Genomic DNA, 14,369 nt, shown 5'->3' with positions numbered 1-14,369 from the left:
CGGCCGTCAGGTCACCGTCTCACCGTACCTACTTGCCGGCGTTGGCGGCCTTCACCAGGGCGTCCTTGGTGACCGTACCGACGTAGACCTTGCCGTCGTCGGTGATCAGCGCGTTGACCAGGCGGGTGGAGAAGACCCTGCCCGAGCCGAATTTGCCGTTCACCTTGTCGCCGAGGGAGTTCAGGAACCCGCCGAACTCGCCGCCGGCCTTTGTGCCGGAGGGGATGCCCTTGCCGCCGGTGTCGAAGGTGGCGATGGAGTTCCAGCCCTCGCCGAGCATCTTCATGCCGTCGAGGCCCTTGCCGAGGTCCTCCCCGGACTTCGGCGCGTGGGACTTCGGGGCGTGCCCGGGCGCCTTCTCCACCTTCTCGCCCTCGGTGACCTTCGCGCCCTTGGGCGGGGCGAAGTCGAAGGTCGAGGCGGCCGGCTTGGCGAAGCTGACCTGGGTGAAGCCGACGTCGACGACCGCCGCGCCGCCGCTCGCCGGGGTGAGCGTGAACTTCAGCGGCGTACCGGTCTTGGCGTCCACCGCGACGCTGATCGCGCCGACCGTCGAGCCGGACTGCTTCGGCTCGACGAGCAGCTTGTAGGCGTCCCGTCCGGCGACCTGCGCAGTGCCGTCGACGGTCACGGACGTGGTGTCGTCGACCGCCTTCAGGGCCTCCTCGGCGAAGTCCCTGGGCGTGGCCGGGGCCTGAAGCTCCTTGCCCTTGTCGGCCTTGCCGCCCTTGCCGCCCTTGTCCTTGCCCTTCTTGGCGGCGCTGTCGTCGACGGTGCCGTGGTAGACCTCGTTGGACTTGCTGTCGTAGCCCCAGACGTTCTTGCCGTTGTGGATCAGGCTGTACTCGGCGGCGTCCTCGATCAGCGACACCTTCTGCCGGTCCGGTCCGTCGGCCGCGACGCGCACGGTGTGCGTGCCGCTGGCCAGTTCCATGAGCTTGGCCGACGGGTCCGCAAAGGAGCCGCCCTCGCCGCCCGCACCGCCCCGCTCGCCCCGCATGGCGCCGGACATCAGGCTGTCCTCCAGGCCGCCGAGGTCCGGCAGGCCCAGGTTCGTGCTGATCTTCACCGTGCCCGACAGCTGCTGCACGTCCGACTGCGCGATCTTCTCGATGAGTTGCTGTGCGGAGATGCCGGGAAGGTCGGGGTCACCGGAGTCGGCGATCGCGGGCACGAGCCCGATCGTCGCGGCCGCCACCCCCATCACCGTGACCGGGACGACGTACCGCGCGGCCTTGCGTCGCCGCGCCGCGCGCAGGTCGTCGGCCTCCCCGGCGGTCGTGTTGTCATCGGATTCGTACGGTGCCATGTGTGCCCTACCTCCGTGGTCGGCGGCGGCTGTACCGTCTTGTTCGCGTCCGTGCACTGGTCCACCCCGAGCCGCCATTCTCACCCGAATCGGTGAGGAGTGGTGTTTTTCCGTGGTGTCCATCTGACCAAATCGGCCAGGCGGATTCGTCAGCCCGCGGACTCAACTCCGTGTACTGCTGCGGTATGACACGAGGGGGCGTTGCCTCCCCCACCCCGTAGGGGTCGTCCGACCCAATGCGCAGTGCGCCACAGTTCAGGCTTGCTCAGCCGGCCCGGTGCACGACGGCGTCGCACAGTTCCATCAGGGCGACCTTGGCGTCGCACTCCCGCAGCGGGGCCAGCGCCGCGCGCGCGTCCTCGGCGTACCGCACGGTGTCCCGCCGCGCCTGCTCCAGCGCGGGGTGCGCCCGCAGCAGGCGCAGGGCCTCGGCGTGCCGGGTGTCGTCGCTCAGGTCGGAGTCGAGCAGCTCGCACAGCTCGCGGTCCTCGGTCAGCCCCAGCCGGTCCGCCCGCTCCCGCAGCCGCAGCACCGGCAGCGTGGGGATGCCCTCGCGCAGGTCGGTGCCGGGCGTCTTGCCGGACTCGTGCGAGTCGGAGGCGATGTCCAGGACGTCGTCCGCGAGCTGGAACGCGACGCCGAGCCGCTCGCCGTACTGGCTCAGCACGTCCACGACCGTCTCGTCGGCACCGGACATCATCGCCCCGAACCGGCAGGAGACCGCCACCAGCGAGCCCGTCTTGCCGCCCAGCACGTCCAGGTAGTGATCGACCGGGTCCCGCCCGTCCTGCGGCCCCGCCGTCTCCAGGATCTGCCCGGTGACCAGCCGCTCGAACGCCACGGCCTGCACCCGGACCGCCTCGGGCCCGAGGTCGGCGAGGATCTGCGAGGCACGGGCGAAGAGGAAGTCGCCGGTGAGGACGGCGACCGAGTTGCCCCAGCGGGTGTTGGCGCTGGGCACCCCGCGGCGCACCGCGGCCTCGTCCATCACGTCGTCGTGGTACAGCGTGGCGAGGTGGGTCAGCTCGACGACGACGGCCGACGGCACGACCCCCGGTGCGTACGGGTCGCCGAACTGTGCGCAGAGCATCACGAGCAGCGGCCGGAACCGCTTGCCGCCGGCCCGCACCAGGTGCTGGGCGGCCTCGGTGATGAAGGGCACCTCGCTCTTGGTGGCTTCGCGCAGCCCTTCATCGACAGCCGCCAATCCGGCCTGGACATCGGCTTCCAGAGCCTGGTCCCGCACGCTCAGCCCGAACGGCCCGACGACGGTCACGAGGGGTCTCCTGTCTGCTGGTGTCTGCTGGCGATTACGCGGTTTGTCGATAGGTCTCTGCCGTCACTCAAGTCAGCGTATCCGGTCAGCTTTCGATCACCGCGAGCGCCCACCGTTACAGGCCGGGCGGTATCGGATCACACCAGGCAAGATTTTGACCATCTGATACGAAGGGTTATTTACCGACTTACCGCAACAATGGACCTTGCGCCCTATTTGCCACCTTTAATGAATGATTGTTCTCTCGTGAATTGGGTCACTTTCCCGCACCTGCATTCCCGGCACCCGGCCTCCCTCTTCGCCCTTGCCTCGAGCGCCAGTTGAGACTTGGCAACCGCAAAGGATCAAGTGCCTCGTAAACAACAGATCAAGGTCAACTGGCACGTCAGGTGAATTCCGTACTTGTTTCGGACATGTGCTCTCGCATACGTTCCCGGCCTGTCGGGCGGACGCCGAATCCTGCCGCCGCCCGGACACCCATCGACCCGAGACACGTACTCGCGCACGGCAGGAGCGGGGGACCCAGGTAAGCCGCCGGACCGGACGGCGTACGACGTACGCCGCACCGGAACGGCTCGGGGTGAAGCCGCGCCCAGGCGCGGCCGGGCATCTCCCGCCCGAACCCGACAGCTCACCTCGCAGGCGCCGGAGAGGAACATCACCATGGCCCGACGAGGCAAGCACCGCCGCCCGCGCACCAACCCGCTCATCCGACACGTCGTCGCAGCCGGAACCGGCACCGCCGCGCTCGCCCTCCCGCTTCTGGGCGCGACCACCGCGAGCGCCGCACAGCCGTCCCAGGCCCCCGCCGCCGCGCAGGCCGCAGCGCAGGTCAGATCCGTCACGTACAAGACGGTCAAGGGCGACACCCTCTATGGCATTGCCCACAAGTACGACACACCGGGCGGCTGGCGACAGCTCTACAAGGACAACCGCGCGGTCGTCGGTGACAACCCGAGGCTGATCCACCCGGGCGTTGAGTTCACCGTCAGGACGACGAAGAAGGCGAGCACGCCGAGCAAGACGGCTGACAAGGCCGCCACGACCCCCAAGGAGTCCACCGTCGCCCAGGCCACCCAGGCCTCCGCCAAGACGTACCCGAACAACCTCGACGGCTGGATCCACGAGGCGATGGACATCATGGCGCAGAAGGGAATTCCCGGGTCGTACGACGGTATCTACCGCAACATCATGCGGGAGTCGTCCGGCAACCCCCAGGCCATCAACAACTGGGACTCCAACGCCGCCGCCGGCACCCCGTCCAAGGGCCTGCTCCAGACCATCGACCCGACCTTCCAGGCCTACCACGTGGACGGCACGTCGTGGGACCCGTTCGACCCGGTCGCGAACATCACGGCCGCGTGCAACTACGCGGCCCAGCGGTACGGGTCGATCGACAACGTGTTCGGCCCGTACTGAGGCACGGCCTGAGCGCAGGTTCACGGAAACAGTCTTTCGAGGACGACGGCGATGCCGTCGTCCTCGTTCGACAGGGTGATCTCGTCGGCCACCGCCTTGAGTTCGGGGTGGGCGTTGGCCATCGCGACGCCGTAACCGGCCCAGTCGAACATCGGGATGTCGTTCGGCATGTCGCCGAAGGCGATGGTCCGCGCCGGGCCAAGACCCAGGTGCCGGGCGGCCAGCGCCAGCCCGGTTGCCTTGGTGATGCCGCACGGCTGGAGCTCCACGGTCCCCGGACCCGACATGGTGACCGTCGCCAGCGAGCCGACCGCCTCGCGCGCGGTCGCCGCCAACTCGTCGTCGGACAGGTCGGGGTGGCGCAGCAGCACCTTGCTGATCGGCGCGCACCACAGGTCATCGCGCCGCCCGACCCGCACGGCGGGCAGGGTCGGGTGCGGCATCAGGTACCCCGGCTCGATCAGCGTGAGCCCGTCGACGCCGTCCTGGTCGACCGCGGCGTACACCTGCCCCACCTCGGCCTCGATCTTGCCGAGCGCGGTCTCGGCCAGCTCCCGGTCCAGGGTGACCGACCACAGCAGGCGGTCCGCGCCGGCGTCGTACACCTGCGCGCCCTGGCCGCACACTGCGAGCCCCCCGCACATCAGGTCGTCGAGCAGGGGCCGCACTCGCGGCGCCGGGCGGCCCGTCACCACGAGGTGCTGAGCGCCGGCGTCCGCCGCCCGCGCGAGCGCGGCGACGGACCGGTCGGAGAGGGTGTCGTCGCCACGCAGGAGCGTTCCGTCCAGGTCGGTGGCGACGAGTGAATATGCGAGGGGTGCGGCCATGATCAGAGGATAGGTACACCCGGAGGTGCTCCCGTTCCGTGGTGGCCGGTTTCCGGCATCGCTGGTAGGGGGCCGGTAAAAGGCTTCTGCACCGGTTGGCAACAACATGCTCCGCTACCTACCGTCCGGGTGCTCCCGGGCGGTACCTTCCAAGTGTTCAGGGGGGACTGATCGGGGGGTCAGGTTGAGCAATGGGCGCATTCGCGTGCTGAGGACCGGGGAACTCGGCGAGGGGGACAGGGAACGGTGGCGCGAGCTGCGCGCCCTGTCCGAGGCGCCGCGCAACCCGTTCATGGAACCGGAGTTCACCGAGGCGGTGGGCCACGTGCGGCCGCAGGCCAGAGTGGCCGTGCTGCGGGAGGGCGGTGAGACGGCCGGCTTCCTGCCGTTCGAACGGGGGCCGCTGGGGCAGGGCCGGGCGATCGGGCTCGGGGTGTCGGACTGCCATGGCGCGGTGCTGCGGCCCGGTCTCGTGCCGGACACCGGCCGGCTGCTGCGGGCCTGCTCGCTCTCCAGCTTCGCCTTCGACAACCTGGAGGCGGAGCAGCGGCTGTTCGTGCCGTACGCGGCGGAGGAGCACGCCACCTTCGTCATCGACATGGAGAAGGGCTACGAGACCTACGAGTCCGTGCTACGCGTCCAGTCGCCGAAGTTCCTGAAGACGACTCTCGCGAAGGAGCGCCGGCTCGGCCGTCAGGCCGGCGAGGTGCGGTTCGTGTTCGACGAACGCGACCCGGCCGCGCTGCGCACGCTGATGGGCTGGAAGTCGGCCCAGTACCGCCGGACGGGCCGCCGCGACCGGTTCGCGCAGGACTGGATCAGCCAGCTGGTCGGCCGGCTCGCCGAGACGCGGGCGCAGCAGTGCACGGGCACGCTCTCCGTGCTGTACGCCGCGGGGCGACCCGTCGCCGCGCACTTCGGGCTGCGTTCGGCGTCCGTGCTGGCCTGCTGGTTCCCGGCGTACGACCCGGAGTTCGCGAAGTACTCGCCGGGTCTCGTGCTGCATCTGCGGATGGCCGAGGCGGCGGCGGCCGAGGGCATCGGCATGCTCGACATGGGGCGGGGCGCGGCCGAGTACAAGGACTCGCTCAAGACGGGCGAACTGCCGGTGTACGAAGGCGCGGCGACCCGCGTGGGGGTGGGCGCCGCGCTGTACTGGCTGAGCCGCGAGCCCGCGCGCCGCGCGCACAGCTTCGTGCGCGGCCGGCCGCGGCTGGCGTCGCTGGCGTCGCGGACGCTCAAGGGCGCGGCGCGGCTGCGCCGGGCCTGACAACCGGGGTCACATGAGGGGGAGGCCGCATGTCCCGTACAGCGGATGTGCAGGAGGAGATACGCCGGTTCCTGAGCATCAGGCCGGTGCAGGTCGCCGAGCTGGATCTGGAGGGTGCCGACGCGGTGCTCAGACCCGGTCCGGGGAGCCCGCCGGTGACGCACGGCGAGGTGTTCATACTGGTCAGGCGGGATGGGCGGCCGGTCGGCACGATGGTGGGGAGGGTGCCGGAGGAGGCTGATCCGGGGGCGGTGCTCGCGGGGCTCGCGCGGGAGGCGTTGGGCGCGGGGGCCGGAAAGGCTCCGGAGGCAGTGACCGCCGGGCCGCCGTACGCCGGTGTCGAACCGCCGTACGCCAGTGTCGTCGTCGCCACCCGGGAGCGGGCCGGGCAGCTCGCGCGGGCGCTCGACTCGCTGCTCGCGCAGGACCATCCGCGGTTCGAGATCGTCGTCGTGGACAACGCGCCGGTGACGGACGGGACGCGGGAGCTGGTCGAGCGGAAGTACGACGAGCGCGTGCGGTACGTGTGCGAGCCGGTGGCAGGCCTTGCGACCGCGCACAACAGCGGGCTCGCGGCCGTGCGCGGTGAGGTGGTCGCCTTCACGGACGACGACGTCGTCGCCGACCCCCGCTGGGTCACCGAGCTGACCGCGCCCTTCGCCGCCGACCCCGGGCTCGGCGCTGCGACGGGCCTGATCCTGCCGGCGCGGCTGCGCACCCCGGCACAGGTGCTGCTGGAGAGCCACGGCGGCTTCTCCAAGGGCTTCGCGCCCCGCACGTACGACCCGGCGGACCCGCCCGCCGACGAGCCGCTGTTCCCGTTCACCGCGGGGCGTTTCGGCTCGGGCGCCAACATGGCCTTCCGTACGGACGTGCTGCGTGCCGTCGGCGGCTTCGACCCGGCCACCGGTGCCGGCACGCGCGCGCGTGGCGGCGACGACCTGTACGGCTTCGTCCGCGTCCTCGCCAAGGGACACCGGCTGCGCTACACGCCGTGGGCGCTGGTGTGGCACCACCACCGGGAGACCTGGGCCGACCTGGAGACCCAGGCGTACGGCTACGGCGCCGGCCTCACCGCCTACCTCACGGCGGTCCTGGTGAACCAGCCCACGCTGCTGCCGGCGTTCCTCGCCCGCCTGCCGCGCGGCCTTGCGCACGCCCGTGCCCTGACCGCCGTACGGGACACGGAGGGCGGCGGGGCGCCCGGCGAGCACGGCACCCGCGACCATCCGTGGCCACGACGGCTCTCCCGGCTGCAACGGCGGGGGATGGTGTACGGGCCGGTGGGGTATCTGCGAGCGCGGCGTGCTCTCAGGGGTTCGGGTGCCGGGGGTGCGGGTGCGCGCAGTGGTTCGGTCGGTGGGGGGTCACGATGAGCAAGTCCGCTGTGGGTGACAGAGGGACGGACGGCAGAGTGGCGGGCCGCGGGAGCATACCCGTCTTCCTGTACCACACCGTGATGGACGACCCGCCCGCGTGGATCGCCGAATTCACCGTCACGCCAGGGCAGTTCGCCGCGCATCTCGACGCCGTCGTCGACAGCGGACGTACTCCCGTCACCATCAGCGCGGTCGCCGACCACCTCGCCGGGCGGACGCCGCTGCCGCCGCGGCCCGTGCTGCTCACGTTCGACGACGGGTTCGCCGACCTGCCCGGACCCACCGCCGAGGCGCTGGCCGCACGCGGGCTGTGCGCCACCGTCTATCTCACCACCGGAGCCATCACCCCGGGCGGCCGAAGTCTGCTGCCGCCCGCGCCGATGATGACCCTGGACCGCGCGGCGGAGCTGGAACGTTCCGGCATGGAGATCGGCAGCCACACCGTCACCCACGCCCAGCTGGACACGCTGTCCGTCAAGGCCCTGGCGTACGAACTGCGCACCTCCAAAGCCATGCTGGAGGACACCCTCGGCCACCCGGTCCCTCACCTCGCCTACCCGCACGGCTACAACAGCCCGCGGGTACGGGCCATGGCGGCCCGCCTGGGTTACGAGACCGCGACCGCCGTACGGCACGCGCTCAGCTCGGACCGGGACGAGCGTTACCGCATCGCCCGGCTCATCGTGCGCCGCAGCCACACCGTCGCCGACGTCGAGGGCTGGCTGGCGGGCAGCGGCGCACGGATCGCGCCGTACCGTGACGGGCCGAAGACCATCGCGTGGCGCTGGTACCGGCGGGGCCGCGCGGCGGTGCGCGGGCCCGAGTTCGCGGGCTGAGCCGGCCGCTGCTGGTTCGGGGTTGCTTGTCCGGGTTGCTTGAGCGGGTTGCTTGAGCGGCCGGATCAGGTGGCTACTTGAGCGGCTGGTTCAGGTACGGGTCGGCGGCGGCCTTGCGGAGGCTGTCCCAGGCCTGGTCGTTGGCCAGGGCCAGATCGCAGTGCGGCCCCGGGTCACGGTAGTTCCACTGGAGGGCCGCCTTGACGCCGTCCAGGCCCTTGAGCACCCGGGGCACCTGCGCGTACCACTCGGCCTGCCGGTCCGGCCGGTCCGCGTCCGCCGCGGTGCCGAACTCGGACAGCATCAGCGGCTTGTCGTCGGAGATGTGCGCGCGGATCCAGTCGTGCGTGGCGTTCTGGGTCTGGGCGAAGGTGAGCCAGTTCGTGTCGTGGCAGCGGTAGTAGTTGTACTGGTTGTAGCCGACCCAGTCGACGTACTCGTCGCCCGGGTACATCCGCTTTATGACGTCGGCGTGGTTCAGGTACCCGGTGGTGATCCACGTCCACACGACGTTGTCGACGCCCAGCTCTCGGAACCGGTCGTGGATGTGCCGGTACGCCTTCACGTACTCCTCCGGCGTGCCGTTGTCCGGCGTGCGGGTGTCCATCTCCAGGTCGAAGGAGAGGAAGACCTTCTTGCCGTAGTCCTTGATGCGCCGGGCCTGGACGTCGATGACGGAGTCGTCGAGCGCGCCGGAGGCGATCTGCTGCCAGGTCGGCTGCTGCTTCTTCGTGCCGCCCCACCACTTGCTCTCCCAGGACAGCAGCAGCAGGTGGTCCTTGCCCACGCGCTGTTCCTCGGGCGTGAGGAGCTGGCCCTCGCGGCGGGCGCCCTCGGCCAGGGACATGTCGTGGTACGTGTACACGATGTCGAGCTTGCGGCCCACGCGTTCCTCGTAGGCGCGCACCTTCTGCCCCAGGTCGTCCCGGTCGTGCGGCACGAACGCGCCGAACCACGCGCCGCACGGCGGTTCGAGCAGTGCCGTGGGCCGGCACTGCCCGCCCGGCCCGGAGTCCGGCCCCGCCGGTCCGGAGGCGTTGCGCAGGGCGAGTACGGCCACCAGGACCGCGCAGACCACCGTGCTGGAGGTGATCAGCAGGCGGCGACGGCCCGGCAACAGGGCGACGACGGGCCGTCGTTCACGGGGTTTGGGTTTGCGGTGGCGAAAGGGACGGGCGAACCTCACTGAGCAGAACCCTTCCGTGTCCGTTATGGGGAGGCGCGCAGCGGCGGGCAGAACGCGGCGAGCGTGGTCAGCAGCGTGAGCGTCAGCAGCACGTGCTGCGCGCTGAAGACGTGCGTGGCGATCAGTACCGTCGCGACGAGCATGACGGCGGTCACGCTCAGGAAGACGATCAGCATCGCCTGCTCCAGCAGGTCGGAGTGGCGGGCGAAGTCCGGGTCCCGGCGCTCGACGGGCCCTTCGGCGGGCCGCGCCCGCAGCGCGGGACCGCAGACTCTGACCATGGCCGCGCCCGGCCCCGCCGCCAGGAACACCACCACGGCCGCCCCGCGCAGCGGTGACGCGCCGGGCAGCGCGAGCGCGGCGAGGGCGAGCCAGCCGGCGAACGGGGGCAGTATCCGGACCACGAGGTCCTGCGGGGTCACCGTCATCGCTCCACTCCTCCCGCCGGCCTCAGTTCGTAGACCACGCCGGCGCTGTTCTCCGCCACGAGCCGGAACCGCGGTGAGGCGGCTATCGCCTCCCGGACGCGGTTCAGCTGGGCCTCGTCGAGCATGCCGTTCATCTCGGAGTCGGCGAGCTGCCCCTGGGTGAGCAGGAAGTAGGCCCGGCCCGGCGGCTCGACCCCGGCCATGTCGCCGGCGAGGACAGCGGCCGGGTCCTTCAGGATCTGGTCGACATGGCGGCGGTCGTCCTCCAGGAACCAGTAGTGGTCGACGTTCCAGTACGAGGCGTACGCGAGCGGGTAGTTGCGGTCGGCGGCGACCACGAGCGAGCCCGGGGCCGCGCGGTCGAAGAGCCGGCGGACGAGGTCCACTTCCTGCGGCGGGAAGTAGTTGATCCGGTCCTTGCCCGAGTAGCTGGGCACGAAGGCCAGCGTGCCGGCGAGCAGCGTGAGGAGCGGTACCCAGACGCCTGGGCGCAGTCGGCTGCGGACGTCGTTCTGCCGGGTCCCCGATTCCCGCGCGGCGTCGGCGGCCAGCGTGCGCACCTTGGGCAGGAGCGCGGCGGCGGCGAAGAAGGCGGCGCCGGGCAGCATGAACATCAGCACCCGGAAGATCATCTCGCTGCCGTAGCTGCTCGCAGCGAACATCGGCAGCGGGGCCGAGGCGAGCAGCAGCAGCGGCATCGTCCGGTGCCGCAGCACCCGCTGGCGCAGCACGCCGACCAGTGCGAGCAGCAGCACGGAGGCCGACAGCAGCCGGGCCGCCCAGGAGGTCGCCACCGCTCCGGTGCCGGTCGGGGTGGCGCCGTACCCGGTCTCGACGTTGGCGCCGACATCGCCGACCGAGGCGATCATTTCCGGCAGCGCGGCGGACAGGAAGGGCAGCGCGGCGGTCAGGCACCAGGCCAGGAAGATCACGACGGTCGTGATGACCGGGAACCAGCTGCGGTAGCGGCGGGTCAGGCACAGGGCGGCCAGGCAGACGACCAGCATGCCCGGGGTGAGCTGGTGCGAGATGACGATCGCGACGACCAGCAGGGTGAGGACGACCGTCCACACGGCCGGGCGCTGCGACCCGCCTGGTCCGCCGGAACGGCCGTACCGGCGCAGGACGACGGCCAGCACGGCGAGGTGCAGGGCGAAGGCCATGGACTGCGGGGAGAAGTAGTCCTGGCCGACCCAGTTGCCGACGCAGAACAGCCAGACCGCCGTCCAGATCAGCCGCCGGTCCTGGGTGAACGTGCGGTAGATCAGCAGCAGCGGCAGAAGCAGCAGCAGACTTGAGGCCAGCGGCCACCAGGCCATGTACATCGCCGCGGAGTCCACGCCGAGCAGCCGCACCAGCGCCGCCTGGGCGGCGAAGAAGCCCGGCCACTGGTCGTACACGGCCATGTCGCCGAGCTGCTCGGCGGTCTGCAGCTGCCCGGACGTCAGCAGGTGGTCGATGACCTCGTCGTGCTTCCACGCCCACGAGTACAGCGGGGTCGGGTAGAGCACGGCCTGCGTGGCCCGCTCCATCACCAGCAGGCCGAGGACGTAGGCCCCCGGCCAGCCTCTGCGGTGGCGCGGGGCGCGCAGCGTGAACCAGAAGCCCGCCGTGAGCAGGACGAGGCCGAGCCAGAACGTGGGGTGCAGCGCGGTGACGAGCCCGAAGTCGTCGAGCCGGGACACGTTCGTGTGCCGCACGGCGTACGCCCACAGCGCCAGCGCCCCGAGCAGCGGAATGGCCGGCCAGACGAACAGCCCGCGCCCCGGCCAGACGGGCGGCAGATCGGACAGATCCGTCACGGTCTGGTCCGTCGGGTCGGCCTGGCCCATCGGGCCGGTCTGGTCCGCCTGATCAGCCTGTTCCTTCCGGCCGGCCGGCCAACGGCGCGGCCGGTCCTCGGGCACGGCGTCCGACGGTGTCGGCCCGGTGTCCGATGGCACCGGCTGGGCGTCCGGCGTCCGCGGTCCCGGTGCGGGCTCTGGCGCGGATCTCTCCTGTGCAGTTACTGGCGGACGCACTGACGGTTCCCCCCTGGAATTGCGGCTCTGGAGCTTGATCAGTCCCTGGACCGGCCGTTCGGCCGTCTGCGGTGCCGGAGCACCGTCGCCGACGCGGCACGGCCGATCAGCAGGAACAGGACGAGTACGGCGAACAGGGGCAGCGCGACCGGTGCTAGCGGCTCCCGCCACACCCAGCCGCCCACCGCGACGAGATACACAACCCCCCAGCGTCCCGCCCACGTCAGCCGGCCGCCCACGCTCGCGAGCAGCAGCCACAGCGGCACGAGACACAGCAGTTGGAAGACGGGCGGCGCCCAGCGCAGCAACGGCTCGGGCCCGCCCAGCCCGGTCGCGTCCGCGAGGAAACCGGCCGTCTCCGAATACAACGCGCCGCCGACCGGCCGCGGTTCCCATCCGAGCGCGGCGGGCGCGGCGTACAGGGCGGCCAGGGATACGCCCAGCGCGGTCGCGGGCAGCCACGGCTCGCGCCGCGCGCACAGCGTCACCGAGGCGGCGAACACCACGAGCAGCAGCCCCCCGGCCACCAGCGCGGTGAGCGGCAGCCCCGCCAGCAGCCGACGCCCGGTCAGCTCACCCTCGGGCGAGCCCCCACCGAGCCACGACAACCCACGCACCGCCAAACAGAACAACCCGACGGCAACAACAACCAGCCCCCACAGCACCCCTCGCAGCCACCGCTCACCAGCGTCGGCACGAGCACGATCACCGTCCACGCCCGCACTGCCCGACACCGCCCGCTCCCCAGCCCCGGCACGATCACTCCCACCGGCCCCGCCCCGGGCGATTTCCCCAGCCGTACCCCGCCGGCCCGGCGCCTCCAGCTCCCCCGGACCGGCAAGCGCCTTCTCGCCCTCGTCCAGTTCAGCACGGTGCCGGTCGGCGTCGTCCTCGTTCGGGCGGACGATCAGTGCCAGCGTGTCCGCCTCCAGGGCCTCGCGCTCGTAACCGGGATGCCCGATGAACAGCGTGACCGTGTCCTCTTCGGGGCTCCGGTGCTCGTACGCCGCCCGGCGGGCCCAGCTCGTGCCGTACCCGGCGGTGGCGTTCAGCCGCGCCCAGTGCGTGCCGTAGGACGCAGTGACCGATCCGCGGGCGAGCCCAGTGGACCTGTCCTGCGAGCCGCGCAGCGCGGAGCGCAGGCCGAACACCGAGACGACGGCGATCACCGTCATGCTGAGCAGCACCGCCCACCCGGCGCCCGCGATCCCGGCCGGCGTGAACAGCACGGCCGCGCTGCCCAGCACCAGCGTGCACATGGCGCCCTGGAGCGCGGCGAGCACCCCGGTGCGGCCCTGGACCCGCAGCACTCCTATGTACAGCTCGACCACGACCCTGGGCAGCGCCCCGGCCGCGAGCAGCCGCAGCACCGTGGAGCCGTGCTCGGCGTAGTCCGGGCTGAACGGCGCGAGGATCTGCGGCGCGAACACCACCAGGACCAGCACCACCGGCACCAGCAGCAGCGTCATGCGGCGCAGCGCCCCACGGACGCCGTCGGCGAGCTGGCGCGGGTCGTGCGAGGCGTGCGCGGTGAGCGAGGAGGCCATGTTGATGGCCATGAACTCCATCGTGCCGCCGACGGTGTACGCCACGTAGAAGTAGCCGTTCTCGGCGGCGCTGAAACGGACCGCGACCATCACCGGCAGCAGGTTGATCATCGCCAGGCTGAACAGCGCACCGAGCGAGTCACCGGCCAGGAACCGGCCCATGTCACGGATTTTCGGGGGCTCCTTGTCGCGTTCGGCGGCGGCCTGGCGCGGTATGAGCCGCCGGAAGATCAGCCAGCCCAACGGCAGCGTGGAGAAAGCGATCGCCACGGCCCAGGACACGAAGATGCCCAGCACCGGCAGCGCACTGGCGAAGAAGGCCAGCAGGACCAGCTTTCCGGCCGAGAACACCGCGTTCCCGGCCGGCACCCACTCGGCCTTGCGCAGCCCGGTGAGCACCCCGTCCTGGAGCGTGAGCAGCGCCCACGCCACGCACGCGGCCACGAACACCGCCCCCGCCACCGGGGTGCCGAGCGGCGCGTACGACGCCCCCCACAGATCGAGCGTGAGCAGGAAGACGAGCGCGGCCACCGCGACGATCAGCGAACTGACCGCGTACGCGCCCCACACCAGTCGTCCCGTCTCCCGTCCCGCGCGCGGGACGAAGCGGACCACGGCGCCGATCATCGTCGTCGCCGTGATGCTGGCGAGCAGCCGCATCGCGGCGATCGCGGCGGAGCCCTGGCCGACGGCGTCCTCCGAGTAGTAGCGCGCAGCCACCAGCCAGAAACCCAGCCCGAGCACGGCGGACACGCCGGTGCTCAGCATGAGGAAGTACGCGTTCTTGAACAGCGAGTCGGAGCCGGACTCCTTCCCGGCAGGCTGCGCACCGCCGTCGGCCGACGGCGCGGCGGTCTCGTGCACCTGCATG

At 71.3% G+C, this 14,369-nt stretch carries 11 protein-coding genes and 1 riboswitch; of the genes, 4 read left to right on the top strand and 7 right to left on the bottom strand.

Going from position 1 to position 14,369, the window contains the following annotated elements:
* Window positions 1-28 precede the first annotated feature (28 nt).
* Together H8R17_RS14990 and H8R17_RS14985 are read right to left on the bottom strand one after the other, a co-directional pair.
* A complete protein-coding gene (locus H8R17_RS14990) occupies window positions 29-1,309 on the bottom strand; it encodes a DUF2092 domain-containing protein (RefSeq protein ID WP_187823674.1) in 1,281 nt (426 codons plus the stop codon).
* A 265-nt stretch (window positions 1,310-1,574) separates the two neighbouring features.
* Window positions 1,575-2,585 carry a polyprenyl synthetase family protein gene (locus H8R17_RS14985; RefSeq protein WP_187823673.1) on the bottom strand — a complete coding sequence of 337 codons (1,011 nt, stop codon included), beginning with the start codon at window positions 2,583-2,585 and terminating at the stop codon, window positions 1,575-1,577.
* Window positions 2,586-3,107: 522 nt separating this feature from the next.
* Window positions 3,108-3,245: riboswitch (cyclic di-AMP (ydaO/yuaA leader) on the top strand.
* Window positions 3,246-3,248: 3 nt separating this feature from the next.
* Here H8R17_RS14985 and H8R17_RS14980 point away from each other — a divergent pair.
* Complete coding sequence (locus H8R17_RS14980) at window positions 3,249-4,004, top strand: LysM peptidoglycan-binding domain-containing protein (protein ID WP_187823672.1); 756 nt, start codon at window positions 3,249-3,251, stop codon at window positions 4,002-4,004.
* 20 nt (window positions 4,005-4,024) lie between these two features.
* Here the strand turns inward: H8R17_RS14980 and H8R17_RS14975 are convergent, their stop codons facing one another.
* Entirely contained in the window at window positions 4,025-4,831 is an 807-nt protein-coding gene (locus H8R17_RS14975) for an HAD family hydrolase (protein WP_187823671.1), read from the bottom strand.
* Window positions 4,832-5,036: 205 nt separating this feature from the next.
* On the opposite strand from H8R17_RS14975, the gene H8R17_RS14970 reads away from it, so the two are divergent.
* The 3 genes from H8R17_RS14970 (at window position 5,037) to H8R17_RS14960 (ending at window position 8,316) form a co-directional block, all read left to right on the top strand.
* A complete protein-coding gene (locus tag H8R17_RS14970) occupies window positions 5,037-6,101 on the top strand; it encodes a GNAT family N-acetyltransferase (protein WP_316959405.1) in 1,065 nt (354 codons plus the stop codon).
* Window positions 6,102-6,130: 29 nt separating this feature from the next.
* Window positions 6,131-7,477 (top strand): glycosyltransferase family 2 protein, encoded by a 1,347-nt coding sequence (locus tag H8R17_RS14965; RefSeq protein WP_187823669.1) that lies wholly within the window; start codon window positions 6,131-6,133, stop codon window positions 7,475-7,477.
* Window positions 7,478-7,560: 83 nt separating this feature from the next.
* Complete coding sequence (locus tag H8R17_RS14960; RefSeq protein ID WP_187823668.1) at window positions 7,561-8,316, top strand: polysaccharide deacetylase family protein; 756 nt, start codon at window positions 7,561-7,563, stop codon at window positions 8,314-8,316.
* A 73-nt stretch (window positions 8,317-8,389) separates the two neighbouring features.
* Here H8R17_RS14960 and H8R17_RS14955 read toward each other — a convergent pair whose 3' ends face one another.
* The 4 genes from H8R17_RS14955 to H8R17_RS14940 all read right to left on the bottom strand — a co-directional run bounded on the left by H8R17_RS14955 (window position 8,390) and on the right by H8R17_RS14940 (window position 14,368).
* Window positions 8,390-9,502, bottom strand: coding sequence for a glycosyl hydrolase (locus tag H8R17_RS14955; protein ID WP_316959404.1), 1,113 nt, complete (start codon window positions 9,500-9,502; stop codon window positions 8,390-8,392).
* A gap of 23 nt (window positions 9,503-9,525) precedes the next feature.
* The gene (locus H8R17_RS14950; RefSeq protein ID WP_223125042.1) at window positions 9,526-9,930 is read right to left on the bottom strand and encodes a hypothetical protein; all 405 of its coding nucleotides are present in this window, start codon (window positions 9,928-9,930) and stop codon (window positions 9,526-9,528) included.
* Entirely contained in the window at window positions 9,927-11,762 is a 1,836-nt protein-coding gene (locus H8R17_RS14945) for a glycosyltransferase (protein ID WP_223125057.1), read from the bottom strand. Before H8R17_RS14945 ends, H8R17_RS14950 begins: the two co-directional genes overlap by 4 nt.
* 227 nt (window positions 11,763-11,989) lie before the next feature.
* Complete coding sequence (locus tag H8R17_RS14940; RefSeq protein ID WP_187823667.1) at window positions 11,990-14,368, bottom strand: lipopolysaccharide biosynthesis protein; 2,379 nt, start codon at window positions 14,366-14,368, stop codon at window positions 11,990-11,992.
* Window position 14,369: the final 1 nt, after the last annotated feature.

The sequence above is a fragment of the Streptomyces sp. TRM68367 genome (assembly GCF_014495685.1).
Taxonomy (GTDB): Bacteria; Actinomycetota; Actinomycetes; order Streptomycetales; family Streptomycetaceae; genus Streptomyces.
This window is presented reverse-complemented; position numbering and strand designations above follow the sequence as displayed.

Bases quoted from the DNA above. Each gene is read 5' to 3' on its own strand.
- H8R17_RS14965 (WP_187823669.1), top strand. From the start codon at position 6,131: ATGTCCCGTACAGCGGATGTGCAGGAGGAGATACGCCGGTTCCTGAGC.
- H8R17_RS14950 (WP_223125042.1), bottom strand. From the start codon at position 9,930: ATGACGGTGACCCCGCAGGACCTCGTGGTCCGGATACTGCCCCCGTTC.
- H8R17_RS14975 (WP_187823671.1), bottom strand. From the start codon at position 4,831: ATGGCCGCACCCCTCGCATATTCACTCGTCGCCACCGACCTGGACGGA.
- H8R17_RS14980 (WP_187823672.1), top strand. From the start codon at position 3,249: ATGGCCCGACGAGGCAAGCACCGCCGCCCGCGCACCAACCCGCTCATC.
- H8R17_RS14945 (WP_223125057.1), bottom strand. From the start codon at position 11,762: ATGGGCCAGGCCGACCCGACGGACCAGACCGTGACGGATCTGTCCGAT.
- H8R17_RS14990 (WP_187823674.1), bottom strand. From the start codon at position 1,309: ATGGCACCGTACGAATCCGATGACAACACGACCGCCGGGGAGGCCGAC.
- H8R17_RS14940 (WP_187823667.1), bottom strand. From the start codon at position 14,368: ATGCAGGTGCACGAGACCGCCGCGCCGTCGGCCGACGGCGGTGCGCAG.
- H8R17_RS14960 (WP_187823668.1), top strand. From the start codon at position 7,561: ATGGACGACCCGCCCGCGTGGATCGCCGAATTCACCGTCACGCCAGGG.